The sequence below is a fragment of the Methylomonas sp. BG-2 genome (genome assembly GCF_057766305.1).
Map to the genome: position 1 here is coordinate 1 of NZ_JBYMAP010000044.1, position 23,688 is coordinate 23,688.

19 protein-coding genes are annotated in these 23,688 nt (G+C 60.1%); 2 read left to right on the forward strand and 17 right to left on the reverse strand.

Annotated features, from left to right (window positions below):
* The coding region (locus AC3B8H_RS06235; protein ID WP_488440750.1) for a hypothetical protein at positions 1 to 299 on the forward strand (299 nt) is incomplete at its 5' end.
* A 227-nt stretch (positions 300 to 526) separates the two neighbouring features.
* Here the strand turns inward: AC3B8H_RS06235 and AC3B8H_RS06240 are convergent.
* The 17 genes from AC3B8H_RS06240 to AC3B8H_RS06320 form a co-directional block, all read right to left on the reverse strand.
* Complete coding sequence (locus AC3B8H_RS06240; protein WP_488440751.1) at positions 527 to 2,179, reverse strand: ATP-binding protein; 1,653 nt, start codon at positions 2,177 to 2,179, stop codon at positions 527 to 529.
* Positions 2,176 to 3,447 carry a cyclic di-GMP phosphodiesterase gene (locus AC3B8H_RS06245; RefSeq protein WP_488440752.1) on the reverse strand — a complete coding sequence of 424 codons (1,272 nt, stop codon included), beginning with the start codon at positions 3,445 to 3,447 and terminating at the stop codon, positions 2,176 to 2,178. Before AC3B8H_RS06245 ends, AC3B8H_RS06240 begins: the two co-directional genes overlap by 4 nt.
* Before the next feature lie 659 nt (positions 3,448 to 4,106).
* Complete coding sequence (locus AC3B8H_RS06250) at positions 4,107 to 5,294, reverse strand: glycosyltransferase (protein WP_488440753.1); 1,188 nt, start codon at positions 5,292 to 5,294, stop codon at positions 4,107 to 4,109.
* A 23-nt stretch (positions 5,295 to 5,317) separates the two neighbouring features.
* The gene (locus tag AC3B8H_RS06255) at positions 5,318 to 6,136 is read right to left on the reverse strand and encodes a cephalosporin hydroxylase family protein (protein WP_488440754.1); all 819 of its coding nucleotides are present in this window, start codon (positions 6,134 to 6,136) and stop codon (positions 5,318 to 5,320) included.
* 36 nt (positions 6,137 to 6,172) lie between these two features.
* On the reverse strand, positions 6,173 to 7,270 hold the full coding sequence (locus AC3B8H_RS06260) for an FkbM family methyltransferase (RefSeq protein ID WP_488440755.1): 1,098 nt from the start codon (positions 7,268 to 7,270) through the stop codon (positions 6,173 to 6,175).
* The gene (locus AC3B8H_RS06265; protein WP_488440756.1) at positions 7,267 to 8,460 is read right to left on the reverse strand and encodes an FkbM family methyltransferase; all 1,194 of its coding nucleotides are present in this window, start codon (positions 8,458 to 8,460) and stop codon (positions 7,267 to 7,269) included. The genes AC3B8H_RS06260 and AC3B8H_RS06265 overlap by 4 nt, the downstream gene beginning before the upstream one ends.
* Positions 8,461 to 8,505: 45 nt before the next feature.
* Positions 8,506 to 9,504: a radical SAM protein gene (locus AC3B8H_RS06270; RefSeq protein ID WP_488440757.1), complete on the reverse strand. Its 999-nt coding sequence runs from the start codon at positions 9,502 to 9,504 to the stop codon at positions 8,506 to 8,508.
* A 5-nt stretch (positions 9,505 to 9,509) separates the two neighbouring features.
* Positions 9,510 to 10,844 (reverse strand): glycosyltransferase family 4 protein, encoded by a 1,335-nt coding sequence (locus AC3B8H_RS06275; RefSeq protein WP_488440758.1) that lies wholly within the window; start codon positions 10,842 to 10,844, stop codon positions 9,510 to 9,512.
* A gap of 25 nt (positions 10,845 to 10,869) precedes the next feature.
* The gene (locus tag AC3B8H_RS06280) at positions 10,870 to 11,898 is read right to left on the reverse strand and encodes a radical SAM/SPASM domain-containing protein (protein ID WP_488440759.1); all 1,029 of its coding nucleotides are present in this window, start codon (positions 11,896 to 11,898) and stop codon (positions 10,870 to 10,872) included.
* A 49-nt stretch (positions 11,899 to 11,947) separates the two neighbouring features.
* On the reverse strand, positions 11,948 to 12,793 hold the full coding sequence (locus tag AC3B8H_RS06285; RefSeq protein WP_488440760.1) for an NAD-dependent epimerase/dehydratase family protein: 846 nt from the start codon (positions 12,791 to 12,793) through the stop codon (positions 11,948 to 11,950).
* 48 nt (positions 12,794 to 12,841) lie between these two features.
* The gene (locus AC3B8H_RS06290) at positions 12,842 to 14,065 is read right to left on the reverse strand and encodes a class I SAM-dependent methyltransferase (RefSeq protein WP_488440761.1); all 1,224 of its coding nucleotides are present in this window, start codon (positions 14,063 to 14,065) and stop codon (positions 12,842 to 12,844) included.
* Positions 14,062 to 14,613 (reverse strand): dTDP-4-dehydrorhamnose 3,5-epimerase family protein, encoded by a 552-nt coding sequence (locus tag AC3B8H_RS06295; protein ID WP_488440762.1) that lies wholly within the window; start codon positions 14,611 to 14,613, stop codon positions 14,062 to 14,064. The genes AC3B8H_RS06290 and AC3B8H_RS06295 overlap by 4 nt, the downstream gene beginning before the upstream one ends.
* Positions 14,610 to 15,722: a CDP-glucose 4,6-dehydratase gene (gene rfbG / locus AC3B8H_RS06300; RefSeq protein ID WP_488440763.1), complete on the reverse strand. Its 1,113-nt coding sequence runs from the start codon at positions 15,720 to 15,722 to the stop codon at positions 14,610 to 14,612. The genes AC3B8H_RS06295 and rfbG overlap by 4 nt, the downstream gene beginning before the upstream one ends.
* Positions 15,686 to 16,453, reverse strand: coding sequence for a glucose-1-phosphate cytidylyltransferase (rfbF, locus tag AC3B8H_RS06305; RefSeq protein ID WP_488440764.1), 768 nt, complete (start codon positions 16,451 to 16,453; stop codon positions 15,686 to 15,688). Before rfbF ends, rfbG begins: the two co-directional genes overlap by 37 nt.
* Before the next feature lie 189 nt (positions 16,454 to 16,642).
* A complete protein-coding gene (locus AC3B8H_RS06310) occupies positions 16,643 to 17,986 on the reverse strand; it encodes a PAS domain S-box protein (protein ID WP_488440765.1) in 1,344 nt (447 codons plus the stop codon).
* Positions 17,983 to 18,399, reverse strand: a complete 417-nt coding sequence (locus tag AC3B8H_RS06315; RefSeq protein WP_488440766.1) for a response regulator — start codon at positions 18,397 to 18,399, stop codon at positions 17,983 to 17,985. The genes AC3B8H_RS06310 and AC3B8H_RS06315 overlap by 4 nt, the downstream gene beginning before the upstream one ends.
* Before the next feature lie 2 nt (positions 18,400 to 18,401).
* Positions 18,402 to 19,511: a sensor histidine kinase gene (locus AC3B8H_RS06320; protein ID WP_488440767.1), complete on the reverse strand. Its 1,110-nt coding sequence runs from the start codon at positions 19,509 to 19,511 to the stop codon at positions 18,402 to 18,404.
* 197 nt (positions 19,512 to 19,708) lie between these two features.
* Here AC3B8H_RS06320 and AC3B8H_RS06325 point away from each other — a divergent pair.
* Positions 19,709 to 23,688: RecQ family ATP-dependent DNA helicase (locus AC3B8H_RS06325; RefSeq protein WP_488440768.1), on the forward strand; the 3,980-nt coding region annotated here is incomplete at its 3' end.

A 23,688-nucleotide genomic window follows, 5' to 3' on the forward strand; every position in this document is an offset into this window, starting at 1 on the left:
GATTGGGTGCTTTGTTGTACATGACCGCTGGAGATCTTGAAGAAGACAGCCCGTTGCGCAATTTACCTTCCCGCGCTTACTACGGCGTCAATGATGACAACGCCATCGCTTTGCGTTTATTGGGTGTTCCTCGCATGGCGGCTACCCCCTTAGCCAACGCAATGGGGGCAATTGGCAAACAATCTTTATCTGAAGTAAGAAACAAACTGAGCCAAATGGAGGCTAAAGCATGGGTGAATGCTTTGGGTAATGAATCAGGGCGTATTTATTACGCAATTTGGAAGCAACTCGAAAGTTAGCGTTATTAGCCATTAGCCTTGAGGGAATTGAGTATTCCAAGAGCAACACGCTTACAAATAACTGTCGAGACGAGAACGCCGATCCGTTGACCGATCTGATCCGGCAAGGGGCGCAAGTTAATTGAACAAGCGCTCGAGGCCGAAGTGGCGGCCTATCCGGAAGCCTTCAGCGAGCGAAACTGAACGATGGCCGAGCGGCGGCGGTTCGCAGATTTTCAAAAAGCCTGTCAGCCCGTTCGCGGCAACCATACTCGAAAGCAAGTACCCGTACCGACTGTGCTTTTCACCTCTATCCGGCCATTGTGCTTATTCACGATCCCGTAGGATAACGATAGGCCCAAGCCGGTGCCCATGCCCACCGCCTTGGTGGTAAAGAACGGATCGAAGATTTTTCCGAGCTGTTCGGGCTTGATGCCTTTGCCGGTATCTTCCACCTCAACCCAGACATTATTCTCGTCATGACCGGTGCGTAGCGTAATTCGACCGTGGCCCTCGATCGCTTGTACCGCGTTGATCAGCAGGTTCATGAAAACCTGGTTGAGTTGGGACGCGATGCAGTTGATCTCGGGGATGGCGCCATATTCCTTGACGACCTCGGCTTTGTACTTGATTTCGTTCCATACCACGTTAAGCGTGCTGTCGAGACCCGACTCAAGATTGGCCGATTGCTTTTCCAATTCGCCAACGTGAGAGAAATCCTTCAAATCCTTTACGATGCGCCGCACTCGCTGCAAGCCGTCGAGGGATTCCGCCAGAAGTTCGGCGATGTCGCCGCGCAGATAGCCGATATTAATTTCCTGCTTCAGACGGGTAATTTCTTGTAGCGCCTCATTGACCAGCGTACCTTCGATTTCTTCGTAAGCCGCCAGTAGTCTGAGTATCCCGTCGACATACTCTTGCAAGGTACTCAAGTTGGAGTTGACGAAACCAATGGGGTTGTTGATCTCGTGAGCCACACCGGCCGCGAGCTGACCAATCGACGCCATTTTTTCGGATTGCAACAGTTGCATCTGGGTTTCTTCGAGCTGCCTGATCAGGTCTTCTTGACGCGCCTTCTCGGCCAGCAGTTGGGTATTTGCCATTTGCAAGGAAGCCGTGCGCTTTTGCACCTGCTCTTCGAGCTTATCTCGGGAGTCGCGCAACGCTTCTTCCGCGCGTTTGTGTTCGGTGATATCGTTGAAGCCGAAGACCCGGCCAATGATGTGCTCACCCAGATATTGCGGCCGCGACCGGCATTCGAAAACCCGGCCATCCTTGAGACTGAGGATATCTTCGGTTTCGCTGTTGCCGACCAACTCCCGGAGACGCACACGAAATGCTTCCGGCTCGACGACCAGCCCGGCAATGAACTCGATAATATCCGCTTCCTCCCTCTCAAGCAGCAAGTCGTCCGAAATGCCCCACATGCTACTGAACTGACGGTTCATGTTGGCGATCTTGCCATGCCAATCGATGACCAGTATGCCATTGCCTGTCGATTCCAGCGTTGCCCTCAGTTGCGACAATATCTGGGCCAGGGCATCCTCGGCCTTGTGTTCGTTCTGTACGTCCCTGGCCTGAATCAGAATCAGCGGGCTCCCTTCATGCCGAATGACCTTGACGGATTTGGTCACCGCCAGCATCGAACCATCGGCGCATTGGTAAAGTCCATCCTGGGTCTCGATATCCAGATATTGGCCGTTACGGACATCTTCCCAATAAAAGACGTCTTGCAATGAACTTTCGATATCCGTGATGGCCATCGCAAGCAATTCGGCTCCGGAATAGCCAAGCATCTTCTCTACAACCCTGTTGGCGACGATGATCCGCAACTCGGTGGGTTCAACCAGCAGCATCATATTCTGGCTGTAATCAATCATCAGATGTTCGAGGCTGCTCATCTGGCTTGCTCCTGCCCAGGTTGGCTCGGGTCGAAATAATAATTGACCCGTTTGCGAGGACTCAGGTAATTGTAGATTTCCCGCGGCACCTGTGCCGGTCTGATCGCCTTCGCAATATTCGCATCCGCTTCGCACGCCATGTCCACCAGGATCGCTTCATCCCTGGGAATATCCGCGTCGTAGATGAGCACCAGCGGTTTCATCGGCTTGGCGGTATTGACGGTGACGACCATGCCGATCGCGCCATTGGAAAACTGCACGATCGTGCCGGGCGGATAAACCCCAAGACAACGGATGAAGACCTGGAGCAGTTTCTGATCGAATTTGTTGCGCAACTTGGCGAACATCGTCGACAGAGCCTCATGGGGCGTCAGTGCATCGTTAATATTCATCGGGTTGCAAAGTTCATCGTAATGGTTGGCAATGACGACAATGCGGGAAAGCAAACCGATCGCTTCGCCCTTGAGTTTACTCGGGTAGCCGGTCCCATCGAACAATTCGTGATGTTCGCTGATGATGGTCAACACGGCTGGGGCAAGCCCCAGCCGCTGGCCGATACCCACGCCGTACTGGCAATGCATTTCGAATAAATGGCGCTCGGCTTGATTGAGTGGCTCCTTTTTCATCAGGATTTTTGATGGAATCTCCTTATGGCCAATATCGTGGAACAGTGCGCCTATTCCCAAGGTGCTGACCAGCTCTTGCGGTAACTCGATGTCGCGAGCCATCATCAGGGACAGCATGGTGACATTCAAGGAGTGGTAATACATTTCCTCGGCGCCCGCCTTGCCTATCATGACGTGTATGGCGAGTTCCGGCGCGGAAAGCAGCGAATCGACAATTTGGTCTACTAATTGTCCTGCCTTTCGCACAGTTTCCGCCGGCATCGTAAACAGGTTTTTCTCGATACCCTGAATCGTTTTAGCGGTAGTGACGAAGGCATTTTCAATCCGCGCCGCCGCCTCTCGTTGCCGCTGGATTCGCTCGACCAGCGCGGCCTTGGCCGCCAACACCGGCGAAATGTCGGGCTTGGCTTGTTCCGGTGTTGGCTGAATCGGTTGTGTCTTTTGAGGTAGCGGACTGACGTCGCTGAGAACCGGATCGTAACGAATCGACTTGAGCCCAAGACTCTGGATAGTCTTGATCTGAGCCTCGTTCTTGATCTTGAAATTGCTGAACGAGAACGGGTGATCGAACCACTTGAGATCGAGGTGGATATACAACCCGATCCGCAGCTGATCCATGGTAATGTTGAAGTTATCTGGCATCGGTATCGACAATCCGATCTACTTGTGTCAAATGGAATAATGCGGAATTCATGCCGTTTCGACCCCCGGCCACTCAAGGTTTTGCGATCAGTCTTCAGAATGATGTCAGCGCCGCCGCGGTGTGTTTGAGCGGAAGCCTCTTCGACATTGTCGTGCCTTGACGGGATTGCTCTCCAAATTGATGTACCCGTGGTCATTGGTATTCATGCCGCTGGGCTGTTGCGCAGCCGACCACGACGACTAACCGTTCTGGAAAACCCCTGTGAAATGCCGCACCCAAGGTTGGGATTTACGATACGGGTCGTCTGGAGTGCATTCTCCGCCGAATTCCTTCGGATTACGACACTAATTTTCAGTCTCTGTCAATGCGGGCTTGCACGCTATCATAACCACTCCGGTAATTACCACGGGATTGATGGAGTGACATCGATCGTTCACAAGTTCCGGTTAGTCGGATCATTGGCCGGCCGACTAGGTGATGGCTTGCCTAACTTTCTGAAAAGATTTTCGCCCCGGAGAATACAACAAATCGGCGTGGAAGCGGCTTTAGCCGCGATTCAGGGCGTTCGGATACCGGTATGTCAGTAGTTTTGCCCAACGATTGAGTGCAAGGCTTATCACCGAATACTCGGGTTGCTGCAAATTTGCGGAAAAGTAGGTTAGCAGTAGCCGTCGGCATTCAGCAAACCCGGCATCAGGCTGTCAACGAAGCTGGCGAAGCGGCGCGATAGCCGCTCGGGGGCCGGCGGGGTTTTATCCTCGAAGACTTCGATCAGCTCGATAAACCAGCCGACCACGTCGGCGGCAAATACCGGTTGCAGGCTGTAGGGCGGCGCGCAGAATTTCAGGTAGCCGGCCAGCGCTTGCGGGTGCTCGGCAAACAGCATCCTGGCGGCGGCGCGGCTGGATTCGGCGCCGACCATCGGCAGAAAGCCGGCGGCGTAAATTTGGGCGTAGACCTGTTGGGCGCAAACCGCGCGTTGCAACGGGTCGGTGATCGGCGATTGGCTGCCGCCCAAAAACAACGCGCATTGGACGGCGGTACTCAGCGCGGTGAAATACACGAACGGAAATTGCAGGCCGACGCCCTTGCAAATCAGCTCGTAAAAACGTTGAGTGCCGTCGCCGCTTATCGAGCCGTTGGCCGGATAGTGCACAAAGCAGCCCGGCCCCGGCTGGCTGACGAAGTCGCCCAGCGCCAGCCGATTCAATTCCCACAAATCTTCCGCCAAGGTCAGGCCGTGCAGCGGCGTCGCGGCCAGAAATTGCAGGGCGTGATTCAGTGCGCCGCGCCGCGAGGCGTTGTACATCGTCGCGCGGGCCGCTTCGGGGTGCCAGGCCGGCAGGCGCTCGGCCGGCGTGGCGCCTTGCATCGCCGCTTGGCTGACATTGACCAGCTTGCCGTCGCCGATGTCCACGAAGGTGCTGCCGACCTCGGCACAGCTGAGTTTGGCGTCGCCGCGCAGCAACTGGAAAGCGTCGTCGTGGTAGCTCGGCGACATCCAATCGTCGTCGGCCATCATCGCGCAATACGGCAGGTCGCGGCACCAATCGAATAAATAACGCAGATTGCCGGCGCCGCCGACGTTGGTCTGGTGGGCGACCGCGAAGATGAAGGGATTCATTGCCCGGATGCGCGCCAGAAATTCGCGCTTTTCCGGGGTTTCGCTGTTGTCGGCGATCAGCACCACGGTTTCCTCGTTGGCGGTGCCGACCAGCGAGGCGATCACCGACCGCGCCATCGGCGTCCAACGCGCGGTGGGTAACAAAATCGCGGCTTGCGCGGAGGCGGGCAGTGCCGGCGCGTGCAGGCTGCCGGTCGGCAGCAGCGGGACGTCGTATATCATCGAGGCTTGGTCGGGGTTGGATGTTACGCCGGCACGCGGCGCAGAAAGCCGTCCGGCGAGGCGGTGATGGCGATTTTGTGTTCCAGGGTTTTGTCGATCTCGAAATTCAGCACCTTGCCGTCGGCGGCTTGGCGGCCTTCGCCGCGCAGCAGGCGCAGATATTCCCAAACTGCGGTTTTCGGGTTGTTGCCCTTGTCCCAGGGGCGGTCGCGGCAGAAGCCTTCCGGCAAGTCTTCGACGCCGGTGTCCCACACCACGCAATAGCTGTCTTCCGAGGTCAGCGGCGCGTAAGCTTCCAGTTCGGCCAGCACATGGTCGTGGGTGTGGTTGGAGTCCAAAAAGACCAGAATACGTTGGGCTTGGGCGGCGCGGGCCTTGACGGTGGCGATGACGTCCGGCGCGATCGACGATCCCTGGAGGGTCTCTATTTTATGCGCCAGCGGATGGGCTTCGATGGCAACGCGGTTGTGGGGACGGATGTCGATGTCGATGCCCAGTACCTTGCGCGGGCTTTGCAGCGGGTCCAGCGCTTGGCCGGCGGCGACTGCGTCGCAGTAGTCAAGCAGAGCCAACATCGAAGCACTCAGCACCAGCGAGCCGCCGTGGGCGATGCCGGTTTCGACGATCAAGTCCGGCTTTACCCGCCAAATCAATTCCTGAATCGCATAAACGTCCTGCGGCACCTGGATGACCGGCCGGCCCAGCCAGGTAAAGTTCTGGGCGTAGTTGTGGCGGATGGACTCGCGCACCCAGATGTTGGAGAGTCCGATGAAATCGCGGTCAGTGCCGATCCGGCGAATGTTGTCGGCGACGTAAGTTTCGAATTGTTTGTTGGCGTCCATCAGAGGTTTCGGTGTGGTAGGGGCGAAATCGGGTGGTTATTCTTTCCAGCAGTACAGCACGGTTTCCATCAGCAGCGGCGAATGATGGCGCAGCGCGAAGCGGTAGCCGGGATCGAGGCTGCGTACGTAGGCCGGTATCTCGAAGATATCGGTGGGAAAATGGTAGACGCTCAGTGCCATTTTGGGGCCGTAACGGAGAATCGTGGCGGCCGCGCCGCGCAACAGCGCCATTTCCAACCCTTCCACGTCGGCTTTGATCAAAGTGGCCGGCGCGCCTTGCAGATAGTCGTCCAGGCTGTAAACCGCGCTGGTTGGCAGGTCGTCGCGGTCGGCGTCGGTCGCGACCAGATTCAAGCTTTGCGCCGGCCCGCTGACGTTGACGCAGGCCATTCGGCCGCTGGCTTCGGCAATGCCGGCGTTGACCAGCACGATTTGACCGTCGTCCAATGCCCACTCCGCCGTCAAGCGTTCGGTTCGCCGGCGCAACGCGGCAAATTGCCGCTCGCCCGGCTCGAAGGCGTGGATGCGTTTGAAGGCGCCGTGGCAGGCCCAGATGAATTTCTCGACGGTGTCGCCGACGTAGGCGCCGGCATCGACGAACACGTGTTGGGCGTCGTCGGCAAATCCCGGTAGGCAAAAATATTGATCGGGGGCTTGCACTTCGCGCAAAGGCGCCGGCGAGCCGCTCAGCCAGGCCAGTACGACGGCGCCCAGGGTTTGGCGGGACGGCTCGTCGGCGAGAAAAGCGTCGTTGATGTCCAGAATGTCTTGATAGCGGCTGACCGCGAAAAACGTATCGAAGCTCAGCGCGGTCAGGCCGGTCGCGGTCAATTGCTCGACGACGGTTTTGGCCGAGTGGCGCGCGGCCACCAGGACCAGGCCGGTTGCGGCAAGCGAGGGGTGCTCCGGCGCCACCACCGGAACGCCGTGTATCGCGGTGTGCCATTTGTCGGGATTGCGGTCCGCCACGCAAACGACGTTGGCGCCCAGGCCTTGAAGATATTGGACGGCCCAGGTGCCGATAAATCCGGCGCCGTAGACGGCGATGCCGGTCGGGAATGCCGCCTGAAAACGGCTGACCATCTGCCGCTGCTCGGCGCGGAGATCGGTGGCGCGCGCCCAAAAATCGCTCAATGGCCGCTCCGTTCGTTGGGCAGGGCGTAGATCACCGCGCCGGTGCCGCACCAACTGTGCAGTCGCAGCAAGAACCGGTAATTCGGCAAGGTTTGCATCATCCATAGGGGCAATTCCCAGAGTCCCTGCGGGTTGTGGTAGGCCGTGGCGACCAGGATAGGGCGGTGGGTCAGCAAGGTCTGCTCGGCGCCCTTCAGCGCATCGAGTTCGCCGCCCTCCAGATGCAGTTTGACGAAGCTCGGGGCAAATTCAAAATCGTCCAGCGCGACGACAGGCAGCTTGCGCTTGCCGAGCGGGGTCAGTTGCGAGGCATAGTCCAAGCCTTCGTAAAACCGACCCATGCCGGTTCGAGCGGCGATGCCGCAATCCATGACCCGCAACCGCGGATCGTCGCAAAGACTCAGTTCGTCCATCGTGATTTCTAGTTGCCCGAGGCTGGTCCGGTCGGGTTCGATCAAGCACAGCTCAGCAAAACGGCCATCGGTCAGTTGGCAAAAGCGCCGGGCGACGCTGCCGGTATGGGCGCCCACATCGATAAAACGCTCCTGGTGGTTCAGGCGATTCAACACCTCGGGAATAAAAAAGCGGTCGTCGGTCGTGACCGGCGCGGCGGAAAACGTCCATTCCTGGCGCAAACGCCGCCAGGCGATGAATTGCAGGTGGTGCGCGCGGGAAACGTCGTCGCGCCAGCCGTCCAGTACTGTCTCGATGCGGTCCAAATCGGTGTCGCTGAAGTCCTCGGCAAACCAGCCGTTGGAGAGCGGATGGCGATCGCGGTATGCTTCGGCGATGTCGTAAAACGGCACGGCATCCTGCCAGCCCTGCCTGGCCAGTTGCTCGGCCACCGGCGTATACGGATCGTTGGCGATGCAGATCGCCAGCAAGGTTTTGGTTTTAAGTTTGTCCGGGACTTCCTCGGGCGCGAGCAACCGGGTTTGTTGCCAGAACGGCTGGTCCGCCAGCTCGTTGGCATGGGCATCGACGACGGTTTGCACGGTCACGCCGATACGCCGGAAGTAAGCATGGGCCAAGCGGCCTAAATTGCCGGCGCCGTACAGCGTAACCGGTTTGTCCACCCGCCGCGGGGCTGCCCGGCTCGGCACTTGCTGTAAGCAGCGCAGCATGCGGCGGGCTTCGGCGGGGCCGGGCAGGTTACTAAATTGCCGGGCTATTTGATTTTGCAAGATCATCGGCTAAGCAGGTTTGCGATCGGGAACACGGCGAATCGGGGCAGTTCAATCGTCCAACAGCGTCCGGATTTGTTCGGCATGGGCGCTGAGATCCACGACGGTCTTGGCGCCGCAGTAATAACAAATCGGCTTTTGGTGTTTCAAATCGCCGCCTAGCATGGTTTTGCGAATGTCGTTGAGAGCGCGGCCTTCCAGGATCTCGCGCAGACTCTGTTGGTTTAGATCGCCGATCGCCAATTCGCCGAAAATGTCGGCGCAGCAGGCCGAAATCTTGCCGTCGAATTTGACGTAGGCCATGTAAAACGGCATCTCGCAGGGCGCATTGGAACCGGCGAAGCCGATTTTTTGGCCGTCGTGGGTATGGAACACCGGCATGTCCTTGAGATGGACCACCTTGGAATGCTCGCACAGCGCTTTCAGGCCGTCCCAACCTCGCTGGAACAGACTGTCGGTGATGCCGTAAAGCTCGGCGTCGGACGATGCCAATTTAATGTAAAGCTGAACGGTTTGGCGTTGCTCGACCGCCTCCGCCGCTCCATAAATATTGCGCATCAACTTGTCGAAAAAGTCCTTGCCCTTGATGGTTTGGTATTCCTCGCGGCTGAAGGCGTCCAGGCTGACGTGGATTTCGTCGACGCCGGAATTCAGCAGTTCTTCAAGTATCTCGGGTTTCAGGATGGTGCCGTTGGTGATGATTCGCAGCTTCTCGGCCAGCCCCAGCGACTTGCAGGCGGACAGCATCGCGGCGATCTTTTTGTTCAGCAGCGGTTCGCCATAGCCGTGAAACTGGATCATCGCCATCTTGTAGGGCAAGGCTTGCAGATCGCCCAGCAGTTTGTCGAACACCGCCTCGCTCATCATGCCCTTGCGGTGGTCGGTGTCGTAACGCCCGGAGTGCATGTCGCAGAAGGTGCAGCTCAGATTGCATTCCGAGGTCGGCTCGACAATCAAGCTCAAGATGCGTTTTTCGGCAAGCGCCTTGAGCAGATTGTCGACCCGGGTCGCGGCGATGTCGATGTTTTTGGCTTCTTGTTTGGTGAGCATGAGCTTTACGCCAGAGTTTGCCGGAGGTTGCGTGGCTCGCGCGGCTCGGATCCAGGCAGATCGGCGAGCGCCCGGCTCCAGGCCCGCAGTCTTGGATTGTCCGGAAAGTACTTCATAAAATGGAATACGCTGCCCTTGGAGCGCTCGAACTCGCCGTGCGTCAGGTCCGCGTCGGCGGCGATGCCGCCGTCGTCGGCGTACGGGCCGTCGGGACTTTGGAAGGCTTTAAACCAGTCGCAGGGGCGGGTGCCGAACGCGGCGGCATAAGCGTGGTGGCGTTTTTCGGCGGTCATCAAACTAAGGTAATGCGCATTGAGTCCGGCAGTCATTTCGGCAAAAGTGTAGCGGGTTCTGGCGAATTCGGCGGCCCGCTGGGCCAATGCCTGGCGTTGCTCGGGCTGCTCGACCAGACTTCTCAGCGCTTTGGCGAAGTCGGCGGGACCGTTGACGACCAGACCGGTGCGGCCGTGGACGACGATTCGGCTTTCCGCCGGGTTGTCGAGCACGATCGGTACGACGCCCATCGCCATCGCTTCGACGAGTGCGTTTTCGGCGGTGCCGTAGTGCAGCGGATTCAGCAAATACACCAGAATGTCGAGTTCGGCCAATTCGGCGACGATGTCCTCGGAATAGCCGGCGAACGCCAGCAAATCCGGCCGGCCGACGGCGGCGCATTGCGCTGCCAGCTCGGCGCGGTTGGCGATGTCGCCGATTAATGTGATCCGTAAATCCGCCAGCGGTACCGCCGCCAGAAATTCGACGAAGCGCGGATGCAGCTTGGCGAAATTCAAGGTGCCAACATAGCCCAGGCGAGGTGGCCTACCCTGACGTTGCGGGATTGGCGGCAAGTCGGCGAGGCCGGCGCTGGATACCACGCCGAGGTTTTGTTTCTCGGCGTCGCTCAAGCCGGCGAAGGCTGGATTCTCCAGCGAGCATTGCGAGGTGAACACGAAGCGGTCCGCGATCGCTGGCAAACCGTCCGGAATACGCGGACTGCCCAATCCGGAAATATGGCACCAAAACAAGGCCCGGTGCGGCGGCAGCTCGGCTTCGCACAAGCTTTTGGGCAGCAGCGGATGGTTCCAGAATTCGAATTGCACGATGTCGGCTTCGGCGATCGCGGCGTGCAGTCGTTCCGGCGGCGGGCAGACTTCGACCGCAAAATTCGGATCGCCCAGCCCGGTGATGGCTGCGGCGAATTGGTTTTTTTCCAGTGTTTCCAGGCAGATAAAGCGATGTGATACGCCGGCGTTTTCGGCGGCCGCCTGCCGGGCCAGGCCCGACAAGGCCTTGCCGACGCCGCCGCCCAGATGCGGAGTGATGTGCAGGACCCGGATCATCGAGGCTTGCTGAGTTGCCGTCGGCTCAAGCCATTTCCAACGCGCCGCGCCGCAACAGCTTGGGCAGCAATTGTTCGCGGTAAGGATCGATGTTGTCGGGCAGGCAATGGGTGAGCTGGCCGCATTGCGAGCAGACCGGGTTTTGCCGGCGCTTGCCTTCCAGATGCTCGATGCGCAGGCGGTTGAAGGCGTCTGAGTGCCAGATGTCGCGGATCGATTGTTCCCGGGCGTCGCCGATGATCAATTTACGGCCCCAATCCAGAAAGCAGGAGCTGACCAAGCCGTCGGCATTGACCGACATCGAATAAAAAATATACGGGCAGGTGTCGGTCGGCGTGATCGGTTGCTGGTAAATGCCTTCGGTAATCTTTATGCCGGTACGGGTTTCCACGTCGAACTCCGGCCAGCACGGCGCGAAGTTTTCGATGAAGATCCGGTCGCAATAGTCGCCGAAGGTATCGTAGAACTCTTGCTGCTGGGCTTCGGTAATCAATTCCCTGGGAATCTTGATGACGATTTCGCAATCGCCCTTGTGCTCGTACAACCAATGGATGTTATCGACGAAGCGTTGGAAGTCGAAATCAAACTTGGTGAAGCGTCGATATTGCTCTTCGTTCATGCCGTCGACCGAAATATTGATCTTATCCAGACCGGCCTCGATCAGCGGTCCCATTCGATCCGGCTCGATCAGCGTGCCGTTGGTGGTGGTGTCGATGTAGGGTATCCGGCCGCTTTGCTTGGCGTAGGCCACCATTTCGGCCAGGTGCTTGTTCAACAGCGGCTCGCCGTCCTTGTACATCCTCAGCACTTTGATCTGTTGCGGGAATTCCGCCAGATCGTCGATGATTTTTTTAAACAGCTCCAGCTTCATCGCGCCCTGGTAGCGGCCGGTGTGCTTGATCAGCTCCCGGTCGCCGGTCGGGCAAAACGTGCATTGGAAGTTGCAGGAACTGGCCGGATCGACGAACAACACGAACGGCGTTTCCAGCGGAATCACGTCTTGCAGCGGGGTGCGTTCGTCCAGGTTAATGCGAGGTTTGATTTGTGCTTTCATCAAGGTTTTCCTAGGGTTGGCCCCTGCGGTGTCGATAGAGCCCGGTCGTTTAATCGAGCGTTCCCAAACACTGAGTTAATTTGCGCGGATCGCCCCAAAACGCCATCGGTTCGTAATCGGGGTAGGCATGGTAGCCGAGATTCAACGCGATGTCGGCGCCGCGCTCGCGAATATGCTGTTCCACCAGCGTTCTGATCGAAATCGGCGTGCCGCTACAGACGTTGTAGACACCGTCGGCGTCCGGGCGTTCGGCCAGTTGCACCAAACGTTGGGCCGCGACTTCGATCGGCAGATAATCGCGCAGTTGCTCGCCGCCGGACATATCGAAAGTCGGCCGCCCGTCGGCAATCGCCCGGTCCAATTGCGCCAGCAGGCTGTTGGCGTGCTGGCCTTCGCCGTACAGGTAGAACAGTCTAGCCCATTGCAGCGTGAAGGACCGATGTTGTTGGAGTTGTTGCAGAAATTTTCGCAAACTGTCTTTCGCCAGCGCGTAGGGATTGGCCGGTTGGGTCGGCAAATCTTCGGCCAGGCAGCCGTTTTGCAGACCGTATTCGAAGCAGGTGCCGGCGACTAATAACTGCCCGACGCCGCGTTCGACCAACGACTTCAGGAAGCGGTAATCGCCGATCAGGTTTTGCTCGAAATGGAACAGATCGCGGTAATTGGGCAGTCCAGGCCAAGCCAGATGGATCACTGCGTCCGGTTGCCCCAAGCACTCCGGCAAGCGGTCGGCATGGACGTCGCCGGTCAGGCACTCGACGCGGTCGAACCAGGCCAAGCCTTGCGCCTTGCCGGCATCGCGGGCCAGCGCGGTGACGTGGTGGCCGCGTTCCAGCAGCCGAGCGACGACATGGCGGCCGACGAAACCGCTAGCGCCGGTGACCAAGACTTTCATGGTCGGCTCCCAGTGAGTCTGGGCTTGATTCGCGTCGGCATCGTCGGCCTAAAACACGCTGAGTGCCGGCACCGCGACCGCGAATTGCCCGCCCCAATCCTGGATTTGCCGGTAATCGGCGACGATTTCGGCGCGGATATTCCAGGGCAGGATCAGAACTACCTGAGGGCGGCGCTCGAGCAGCGCGGCCGGCGGCAGTATTGGGATGTGCGAGCCGGGCAGGAATTTGCCTTGCTTGGACGGCGCGGCGTCGCAGACATAGGGCAGCAAATCCGGTTTGACCCCGGCATAGTTCAGCAAGGTATTGCCCTTGGCCGCCGCGCCGTAGGCGGCGACGCTACGGCCCAGTCGGCGTTGTTTGATCAGAAAAGCCAGCAGGTCGTTTTTGATGCGATCGGCGCGCGGCTGAAACGCCCGGTAAACAGCCGGATCGGCGAGGCCGAAGTCGCGCTCGTGGACCAAGACAGCGGCGACCGCCGGGGTCGGCTCGCGCCCGTGTTCGGCATGGCAGCCGTACACGCGCAGGCTGCCGCCGTGGGTAGCCAGTTCCTCGACATCCCAAACCCGCAGGCCGGCCCGTTCGAAGATGCGGCTGACGGTTTGCAGGGACAGGTAGGAATAGTGTTCGTGATAAACGGTATCGAACTGGGCCGATTCGATCAGCCGCAACAGGTGCGGAAATTCCAACGTAATCGTGCCGGTCGGTTTCAGCGCCGTTTTCAGGCCGGCGGTAAAGTCGTTGATGTCCGGCACGTGGGCGTAGACATTGTTGCCGACGATCAGGTCGGCCCGTTGGCCCTGGCCGGCCAGGCGCCGGGCCAGCGCGGCGCCGAAAAACTCGCGCAGTATCGGTATGCCCAAGGCCTCGGCGGCGGCGGCGGTGCTGGCGGTGGGTTCTATGCCCAGGCAGGGAATGCCGGCGGCGACAAAGTTTTTCAGCAAATAGCCGTCGTTGGCGGCGACTTCGATGACCAGACTGTCGGCATCCAGCGCCAAGCGTTGGCGGATGGCTTGGCAATAAGCGGCGGCGTGGTCCAGCCAGCTTTGCGAAATCGACGAAAAATAGGCGTAGTCGCGATCGAACAATTGTTCGGCTTCGGCGTAATCCTCGGTTTGCACCAGCCAGCACTGCTCGCAGACGTAAAGCTTCAGCGGGTAGTAAAGTTCCGGTTTGGCCAGGTCGGCGGCGTTCAAATAGGCATTCGACGGTGGGGCGAAACCCAGGTCCAGGAAAACGTGCTCGAGCGGTGCGTGGCAGTGGCGGCAGTTCATAAGGCGATTCCGCGAAATTCGGGAGGCAGGGCGGGGTGTTGGGCATCCCTGGCCGACAAGTCGCCGATCGGCAACGGCCAAGCGATTTGCACGGCCGGATCGGTCGGCGAAACGCCGGCTTCGGCATCTGGGCAGTAGGCGGCGGTATGCAGATACAGCAGTTCGCTGGCGGCTTCCAAGACTTGAAAGCCGTGCGCGCAACCTTCCGGAATCACCAGCATTTTGGCGTTGGCGGCGCTCAATTCCTCGGCATGCCAGCGCAGGAAAGTCGGCGAATCGGCCCGCAAATCCAGCGCCAGGTCCCAGACCCGGCCGCGCAAACAACGCACCAGTTTGATTTCGGCGTGGGGCGGGCGTTGATAGTGCAGGCCGCGCACCGCGCCGACCGCGTGGGTCAGCGAATGATTGATCTGGACGATGCGGCGCGGACCCAGCACGGGGGCCAGTTCGTTCTCGCAGAATAACCGGCTGAACGCGCCGCGGGCGTCCCGAAACGCCGAGGTCTCGACCACGACGACGCCGGCCAGAGGGGTGGGTAAAAGCTTCATCCGCGAGCCCACGCGATGCCCGCTTGTTGGGCCGCTGTCAGATAGTCGCGTAATTGCGCCAGACTGGTGGCTCGCTTGTCGGCCAACGGCGCCTGATACCAAGCGGCGGTGGCGGCCAGTGCGTTATCCAACGACCAGACCGGCCGCCAATCGAGCCGGCTTTTGGCCTTGCTGCTGTCCAGGTAGAGCAAGCCGGCTTCGTGCGGTTGCGGGTCGGTACCGATTTGCCAGTGCAGCGCCGGCCAATGTTGCTGCAGCACGGTCAACACTTCGGCCACGCTGCGGTTGCCTTCGGTGTCCGGGCCGAAATTCCAAGCGTCGGCGGCGTCGCGCCTGTCCTCCAGCAAGTGCTGCCCCAGCAGCAGATAGCCGCTCAACGACTCCAGCACGTGCTGCCAGGGCCGGGTAGCGTGCGGGGAGCGAATTTCCAGCGTCTCGCCGGCCGCGACGGCGCGGACCAAATCCGGAATCAAACGGTCTTCCGACCAGTCGCCGCCGCCGATCACGTTGCCGGCGCGGGCCGTGGCCAGCAGCGGCGTGCCGGCGCGTTGAAAAAACGCGTCGCGATAACTGGCCGCCAACAGTTCGACCGCCGCCTTCGAGGCGCTATAGGGATCGTGACCGCCCAAAGCGTCGGTTTCCCGGTAGCCCCAGGGCCATTCGCGGTTTTGATAGCACTTGTCGGTGGTGACGACGACGATGGCTTTTACCGCAGGCACATGGCGGCAGGCCTCCAATAGATTGGCGCTGCCGACGACGTTGCTGGTCCAGGTCTCCAGCGGTTGCCGATAGCCGCGCCTGACCAGGGGTTGCGCGGCCAGATGAAAAACAATGTCGGGTTGCACTTCGGCGACAATCTCGGCCACCGCCGCGCAGTCGCGCAAATCCCGAAGGTATTCGGCGATGTCCAGGCCGAGCAGACGCCAATGGTTGGGCGTGGTTTCCGGCGGTAAGGCCAGACCGACCGGCTCGGCGCCCAATTCGCGCAACCACAGGCTGAGCCAGCTGCCCTTGAAGCCGGTGTGGCCGGTGACCAGCACCCGCCGGCCGTGATACTGGCCGTTGAACAGCGTCATGCCCACACCTTCCAGGGTGGATTGTGCCGCCACAGCTCTTCCAATTGGGTCTTGTCGCGCAGGGTGTCCATCGCCTGCCAGAAGCCGGCATGCTTGTAGGCGCGCAGTTGGTCCCTGCTCGCCAGATCGGCCAAGGGTTGGCCTTCCCAACTGCTTTGATCGCCGGCGATCACTTCGAAGATGTCCGGCTCCAATACGAAAAACCCGCCGTTGATCCAGGCGCCGTCGCCGGCCGGCTTTTCCTGAAAGCCTTTCACGGCGGTCTCGGCGATGTCCAGCGCGCCGTAGCGGCCGGGCGGCTGGATCGCGGTGACGGTCGCCCATTTGCCGTGGGCGCGGTGAAAATCAATCAACGCGCCGATGTCCACGTCCGATAGTCCGTCGCCGTAAGTAAAGCAAAAGGCTTGGCCGTCCAGGTATTCGCGCACCCGTTTCAAACGGCCGCCGGTCATCGTGGTTTCGCCGGTATCGATCAGCGTGACCCGCCAGGGTTCGGCGTAACGCTGGTGGACTTCCATGCGGTTGGCGGCCATGTCGAAGGTGACGTTGGACATGTGCAGGAAATAGTTGGCGAAATATTCCTTGATCACGTAGCCCTTGTAACCCAGACAGATGATGAACTCGTTGATGCCGTAATGCGAAAACAGCTTCATGATGTGCCAGAGTATCGGTCGGCCGCCAATTTCGATCATCGGTTTCGGTTTCAGATGCGATTCCTCGCTGAGCCGCGTTCCGAGGCCGCCGGCAAGTATGACTGCTTTCATATTCGTTCGATTAAGGCCTTGGCGTGAAGGGATCGCTCGCTGGTTCGACGTTCGCCGGCGCCCGCGAAACCGGCTGGCGGCTAAACGGCGGCCATGATACCGCAGTTGTGATGGCTTCGGGTTGTGGCGGCCGGGATAGTGAGGCGAGCGCGTTCGAACCTCCCTGGTTCGCGGCCGGAAGCAACGGCGCTATGCGCCGCGCGGGTTCAGTTCTCGAAAGGTTAGCACCGCGCCGACCAATTTGCCGTCGACCTGCATTGGATGGGCGGAGCACTCCACGGAAAAGGTGTTGCCGTCCTTGCGGCGGAACAGGTCGATGCCGTGGCGGGGCGTGCCGTCGTGGCAGGCCGCGTAAATGCTGCATTGCTCTTGAGCGACCGAAGTATCGCCGTGGATCGTGGTACAGGCGTTTCGGCCGAGCAGTTCCTGTTGGCTATAGCCGAGCATCACCAGCGCCGCCGGATTGACGAAGTGGCACAGGCCGTTGTCGTCCACGCCGACGATGCCGTCGCCGGCCGACTCCAACAACAGCCGGAAACGGGCTTCGCTGGCGCGCAACGCGGCTTCGGCCCGCTTGCGCTCGCAGAGTTCATGGTCCATCCGGGCATTGGCGGCTTCCAGAATCGCGCTTTGTTTTTCCAGTTGCTCGGTGCGTTGCGCCACCAGTTCTTCCAGGCGACGCCGATAATAATACAATTCCTGAGCGGTTTCCTTGTCGGCGGTAATGTCGATCAATAAACCTTGCAGACACAGGGCGCCGCGAGATTCGTCGCGCACCACCTTGGCTTCGTCCAAAAACCAACGCGCTTGGCCGTTATCGTTAAGCAAGCGGTATTCGCAATGTAGCGGCGTATAGCGTTCGTAAGTCGCCGAATAGGCTTCGATGGTGGCGGCCCGGTCGTCGGCATGTATCCGCTTTAAGAAGCCGTCATTGCCTTCCAGCCAGGTGTCCGGCGCGAAACCCAGTTGCCGGATTTGCGGGCTGACGTACAGCAGTTTGCCCGGCGTGTCCAACGAGGCGATATAAGTGATAGCCGGCATTTGCTCGATCAGGCAGCGGTACTTGGCTTCCGCTTCGCGCAATTGTTCGACCGCCACGGTTTTATCCAGCAAGGCTTGCTGCTCGCGCATCGCCCGCATCACTACCGCCGGCAGCCATTGCAGGGTTTCGCCATTGGCGTTGGCGCCTTTGACGATGTAATCGCGGGCGCCGAGTTTTAACGCATCCACCGCGATCATCGCGTTATCGGAGCCGGTCAGCATCACCACCGGCATCGGCAGTTCGCCGGATTCCTCGGCCAATTCGGACAGAAACTCCACGCCGCTCAAATCGGGTAGATGGTAGTCGAGCAGGATGCAATCGATGCGTTCCTCGCGCGCCAATCTCAAGCCCTGGTTGCCGGTTTCGGCTTCGAACAACACAAACTCGCAATCGCTATGTTGGGCCAGCGCCCGCTTGCAGGCCATCCGGTCGATTTGGTCGTCTTCCACCAGCAGCAAACGAATGACCGGTTTACCGTTTAAATCGGTCATAGCGGCGACTCGCTGATGGTCCAATAGGCGTCTATAGTGCGCACGATCTCCACGAATTGCCGGTATTCGACCGGCTTGCGCATGTAACCGGCTACACCCAACTCAAAACTTTCCACCTTGTCTTCCTGTTCGTCGGACGTGGTTAACGCGACCACCGGGATGCGTTTGAGCTCGGGCAGCGCTTTGACGGCATGCAGAAACTCGATGCCGTTCATCACCGGCATGTTCAAGTCCAGCAGAATCAGGCAAGGTTGCTCTTGATTGGCATCCTGCAAATGCGCCAGGGCTTCCTCGCCGTTTTCGACATGGGTCAGTGGGTTGGAGACATGCAGCTCTTTCAACGCGCGCTTGACCGTCATCGCGTCCACGCTGTCGTCTTCCACCAGAAGGATGGGATTGCTCTTGGTTCTCATGGTTACGGGTTCGTTTGGGTTGCTGGTGCTTGTTTGGGTACCGTGAAATAAAACCGGCTGCCAAGGCCTGGCTCGGAGTCAAGCCAGACTCGTCCGCCGCTTTGCTCGACGATTTTTTTGACGATGGACAGCCCGACGCCGGTGCTTTCCACCCGGTCGCGCGGGTGGAGAGTCTGGAACAATTGAAAGATGCGTTCGAAGTGGCGCGGCGCAATGCCGGGGCCATTGTCGGCGACGCTGAATCGCCAAGCATCCGGCTGTTCGGCGCAGTCGATGGCGATGCGGCCTTCGGGTTTGTCCAGATAACGAATCGCATTGGACAACAGGTTTTGCAACACCTGTTGCATGCCGGTCCGTTCGACGACCAGCGTCGGCAGAGGTTCCGCGATTGAGATCGACACGCCGGGCGGCGGGGCCAGCGCGTCGATCACCTCGCGCGCCAATTCATTGAAATCGACGGCGCTGGCCGCCTCGTGGACGCGGCCGATACGCGAATAGCGCAGCACGCCGTCGATCAAGCCGTCCAGCCGGCGTACCCGCTGAATCAACAGGCGCAAATGTTCCTGGCCTTCGGGGTCCAATCGTTCCGACTGGTCGGCGGCGATCCAATCGGCCAGCGAGCCGATCGCGCGTAACGGCGCTTTCAAATCGTGCGAAACCACGTAGGCGAAATTCTTTAGCTCTTCGTTGACGCTTTCCAGTTCGTGGATCATGCGTTGCTGTTGTTCTTCCAGATGCTTGCGAAGGGTGACATCGTAAACGGTCGCCAGGACCCGGCCGTTTTCGATCGGGCTGATGCTGATGTCGGTGGCGAATTCGCTGCCGTCCTTGCGCAAGCCGGACAAAACCAGGCCGCTGCCCATCCGGCGGTATTCGGGGCGCTCGGCGTAAGCGGCGCGCTTTTCGGTATGCGCGAGCCGAAACCGGCACGGGATCAGATCTTCGACGGTCAGCCGGGTGAATTCGTCGGTGCTGTAGCCGAACAGGCGTTCCGCCGCCGGATTGACCAGCAGAATCCGGCCATCCTTATCGGCAACCAACATCGCATCGGCGGCGATTGCCATCAGCCAGCCGGCGTCGTGTCCATTCAAGATATTGCTAGCGTCAACCATACGTGTGTTCCTCGGTCTTGCCGACGATAAGGGCCAGGATCATACAATAAAATCAGAGAAAATAAGTGTTCTCTAAATTAAACGCCGGCCGGCGCGCGTCTGTTTGGCCGTGAGAATGCGCGCGCCGGCAAAGTCGCGCTTATCCCGGTGGCTGTATTAAAGTAGTTCCCAAATTATGCCTATTCCCATCCAACCCGATGACATTCGCTTCCCATCCTGTCAAACCCCGCTGCCTGTGCCTGGACATCGAAACCGCGCGCCAGGACAGTTTACAACTGCGCGAAATCGGCGCCTTCCGTCCGGATACCGGCGCCAGGCTCAGAATTTCCGGCAAGGCCAAGGATATGGCAGCGCGCCTGGATGAAATGACCGATGGCGCCGCCTTCGTGTTGGGGCATAACGTCATCGCCTTCGACCAGCCGGCGCTGGCGCTGCTGCATCCCGATTTGGCCCTACACCGCTTGCCGCTGGTCGATACCCTGGAGCTATCGCCGGTGGCCTTCCCGCAAAATCCCTACCATCGTTTGGTAAAGGATTACAAACTCTGCACGACGACCCGCAACGATCCGGTCCGCGATGCCGAGCTGGCTTACGAGTTGTTTCTGGACCAGCGCGAAGCCTTGTTGCAGCGCGTCGCCGAGCAGCCGGACGACATGCTGTGCCTGCATTTTCTGCTAGCGCCGGAAAGCGGCCGCGGCGTCGCCAGTTTCTTCGCCACCTTGCGCAACGCGCTGAGGCCAGGATTGCCGGAAGCGCAAGCGGCCTGGATGCGAGCCACCGCCGGCAAGGTTTGCAGCACTGCCCAGCGCCGCATCGCCGACGACTGTTTTCCCGATGCGAGCTGGCATAAACCGCTGGCCTACGTGCTGGCCTGGCTGCGGGTGGCCGGCGGCAATTCGGTATTGCCGCCCTGGGTCGGGGCACAGTTTCCGCAAACCAAAACCCTGATTAGCCAACTGCGCGACGTACCCTGCGGCGATCCGGCTTGCGGCTGGTGCAGCGAACAGCACGACCTGAAAAAACTGCTGGCCCGTTACTTCGCCGGCATCCGCGATTTTCGCGCCACGCCCACCACCGCCGACGGCCGCTCCTTGCAACAAACCATCGTCGAACACGGCTTCGCCGGCTCGGCTATGTTGGCGATCTTGCCGACCGGCGGCGGCAAGTCGCTGTGTTACCAGTTGCCGGCCCTGGCCCGCTATTACCGCAATGGCAGCCTGACCGTGGTGATTTCGCCGCTGCAATCCTTGATGAAGGACCAGGTCGATAATCTGGAAGCGCGCGGCATCGCCTGTGCCGGATACCTGAACAGCCTGCTCAATCCGCTGGAGCGGCGGGTGATCCTGGATAAACTGCGCCTCGGCGATTTAGGCCTGATCTTCGTCGCGCCCGAGCAATTTCGCAGCACCGCCTTCGCCAACGCGCTGGCCCACCGCGACATCGGCGCCTGGGTGTTCGACGAGGCGCATTGTCTATCCAAATGGGGCCACGATTTTCGGCCGGATTATCTGTACGTGTCGCGCTTCATCAAGGCCAAGCAAAAGGACCAGCCGTCGCCGGTGTTCTGCTTCACCGCCACCGCCAAGCCGGACGTGGTCGCCGACATCGTCGGCCATTTCAAACAATGGCTGTACATGGATTTGGCCGTACTGGCCGGCGGCGTCAGCCGCGACAATCTGAACTACGAAGTCCACGCGGTGCCGGCCCAAGCCAAGTACCCGGCGGTATTGGCTTTATTGGAAGAGGCGCTTCGCGAGGACGGCGGCGCTATCGTGTTTTGCGCCCGGCAAAAAACCGTCGAGGAAATGGCCGAATTTTTAACCCAGGCCGGCCTCGATTGCGGCCATTTTCATGGCGGCCTGCAGCCCGAACAAAAGCGCAAAATCCAGGAAACCTTCATCGCCGGCGAACTGCGGGTGATTACCGCCACCAACGCCTTCGGGATGGGCGTGGACAAAGCCGACGTGCGGCTGGTGATCCATCTGGATACGCCGGGCTCGTTGGAAAACTATCTGCAGGAAGCCGGCAGGGCCGGCCGCGACCAGGCGCCGGCCCGCTGCGTATTGCTCTACGACGACGCCGACTTGGACGTGCAGTTTCGCCTGCTTCGCAATTCCCGGCTGACTCAGCAGGACATCTACGCCATTTTAAAAGCCCTGCGCACCATCGAACGCAAGGACAGGAGCGAGGGCAGCGTGGTCGTCACCAGCGGCGAAATCCTGCTGGAAATCCCCGACAAGCACGGCATAGACCCGGACGCCGCCGATGCCGACACCAAGGTGCGCATCGCGGTGGCCTGGCTTGAAGAAGCGCGGCTGCTGCAACGCCAGGAAAACCACACACGGATGTTTCCGGGCAGTCTGCGCATTGCCAATCTCGATGAAGCCCGCTTGTTGCTGGCCAAAAAACTCGGCGCCAATGCCAATCTCGAACCCTATCTGGCCGTGCTGGGCGAATTGCTCAACGCCGAAGACGACGCCGGCATCAGCACCGACGACCTGATGCTGGCGACCGGCCGCCCGGCCCACGAAGTGCAACAACTGCTGCGCGACCTGGATCGCTTTCAATTGGTTTCCAACGAAACCGAAATCGGCGTGAGCTTTTACCGCGACCCGGACACCCTGGAACGCTTGGCCGACCTCGCCAAGCTGGAGGACGCGCTGGTGAATTGTTTGCGCGAGGCGGCGCCGGACGCCGATCTGGAGCAATGGCAGATGCTGCACATGCGCCGCTTGTGCGACACCTTGCGCCGCGACGCCGGCGTCGATCTGGAACCGGACCGCCTGACCCGCCTACTGAAAGCCTTCGCCGAAACCTTCGGTGACGACAAGGATAAATCCCGGCGCGGCTTTTTCGCCTTGCGTCCCGGCGGCCCGGATCACCGCTACGTCAAACTGCTGCGCGACTGGTGGCAGATCGAGCATATCCGCGCCAAGCGCATGCGGCTGGCCCAGGCCCTGGTCGGCCTATTCGCCGCGCTGCGGCAGGGCAATACCTTGCTGGTGACCTGCCAGCAAGGGGTGTTGGAGGCGGCCTTGCAAAGCGATCTGACCTTGCAGGACTTGGAGATCAACGACTGGCAGGCGGCGCTGGCCGCCGCGCTGCTGTATCTGGACGCCAACGAGGTCTTGCATCTGGCGCGCGGCAAGGCGGTATTCCGCTCGGCGATGCACATTCAACTCAATCCCGAGGCGCGCCGCCGCCAGTTCAAGAATTCCGACTACGCCGAACTGGCCCTGCATTACAAGGACAAGATCATCCAGGTGCACGTGATGGCCGAATATGCGCGGCTGGCCTTGGGCAAAATCCAGGCCGCGATGACTTTCATCGTCGATTATTTTGGTATGGAGCGGGCCGACTTCGTGCGCCGTTACTTCGCCGGCCGCGAGGACATCCTGGAAATGGCGACCAGCGAAGCGGCCCACCGCCGCATTCTGACCGACCTGAAAAATCCCGACCAGCAAGCCATCGTCGCCGCGCCGCCGGACGCCAACTTGCTAGTGTTGGCCGGCCCCGGTTCCGGCAAGACCAAGGTCATCGTCCACCGCGTGGCCTGGTTGTTGCGCGAGGCCCTGGTCGCGCCGGACGCGATCATGGTGCTGACCTACAACCGGGCGGCGGCTGTCGAAATACGCCGCAGGCTGTGGGCACTGGCCGGCGCGGATGCCGCCGGCGTCACGGTGCAGACCTTGCACACGCTGGCGTTGCGATTGACCGGCACCAGTTGCGCGGTGGCCGCCGAACGCGGCGAAGCGGTCGATTTCGCCGCCGTGATCAAAAACGCCGCCGTCAATCTGCGCCGCGCCGACGACCATGAAGAAGCCGGCGCCTCGGCGCGCCGCGACCGCCTGCTGGCAGGCCTGCGCTATTTATTGATCGACGAATACCAGGATATCAACGCTGACCATTACGAGCTGATCAGCGCACTGGCGGGCCGGACCTTGAGCGGCGCCGACGACAAACTGACACTGCTGGCGGTCGGCGACGACGATCAGAACATCTACGCCTTCAACGACGCCAACGCCCGCTTCATCCGCCAATTCGAGACCGACTACCAGGCCAAGGTCTGTTACCTGCTGGAAAACTACCGTTCGACGAGGCAGATCATCGCCTGCGCCAACCAAGTCATTACCAAGGCCAGGGAGCGCATGAAGCGCGAGCAAGCCATCCGCGTCGA

Excerpts from the sequence above, each read along its gene's own strand:
- AC3B8H_RS06240 (WP_488440751.1), bottom strand. The coding sequence starts at position 2,179 with ATGAGCAGCCTCGAACATCTGATGATTGATTACAGCCAGAATATGATG.
- AC3B8H_RS06245 (WP_488440752.1), bottom strand. The coding sequence starts at position 3,447 with ATGCCAGATAACTTCAACATTACCATGGATCAGCTGCGGATCGGGTTG.
- AC3B8H_RS06250 (WP_488440753.1), bottom strand. The coding sequence starts at position 5,294 with ATGATATACGACGTCCCGCTGCTGCCGACCGGCAGCCTGCACGCGCCG.
- AC3B8H_RS06255 (WP_488440754.1), bottom strand. The coding sequence starts at position 6,136 with ATGGACGCCAACAAACAATTCGAAACTTACGTCGCCGACAACATTCGC.
- AC3B8H_RS06265 (WP_488440756.1), bottom strand. The coding sequence starts at position 8,460 with ATGATCTTGCAAAATCAAATAGCCCGGCAATTTAGTAACCTGCCCGGC.
- AC3B8H_RS06270 (WP_488440757.1), bottom strand. The coding sequence starts at position 9,504 with ATGCTCACCAAACAAGAAGCCAAAAACATCGACATCGCCGCGACCCGG.
- AC3B8H_RS06275 (WP_488440758.1), bottom strand. The coding sequence starts at position 10,844 with ATGATCCGGGTCCTGCACATCACTCCGCATCTGGGCGGCGGCGTCGGC.
- AC3B8H_RS06280 (WP_488440759.1), bottom strand. The coding sequence starts at position 11,898 with ATGAAAGCACAAATCAAACCTCGCATTAACCTGGACGAACGCACCCCG.
- AC3B8H_RS06285 (WP_488440760.1), bottom strand. The coding sequence starts at position 12,793 with ATGAAAGTCTTGGTCACCGGCGCTAGCGGTTTCGTCGGCCGCCATGTC.
- AC3B8H_RS06290 (WP_488440761.1), bottom strand. The coding sequence starts at position 14,065 with ATGAACTGCCGCCACTGCCACGCACCGCTCGAGCACGTTTTCCTGGAC.
- AC3B8H_RS06295 (WP_488440762.1), bottom strand. The coding sequence starts at position 14,613 with ATGAAGCTTTTACCCACCCCTCTGGCCGGCGTCGTCGTGGTCGAGACC.
- rfbF (WP_488440764.1), bottom strand. The coding sequence starts at position 16,453 with ATGAAAGCAGTCATACTTGCCGGCGGCCTCGGAACGCGGCTCAGCGAG.
- AC3B8H_RS06310 (WP_488440765.1), bottom strand. The coding sequence starts at position 17,986 with ATGACCGATTTAAACGGTAAACCGGTCATTCGTTTGCTGCTGGTGGAA.
- AC3B8H_RS06315 (WP_488440766.1), bottom strand. The coding sequence starts at position 18,399 with ATGAGAACCAAGAGCAATCCCATCCTTCTGGTGGAAGACGACAGCGTG.
- AC3B8H_RS06320 (WP_488440767.1), bottom strand. The coding sequence starts at position 19,511 with ATGGTTGACGCTAGCAATATCTTGAATGGACACGACGCCGGCTGGCTG.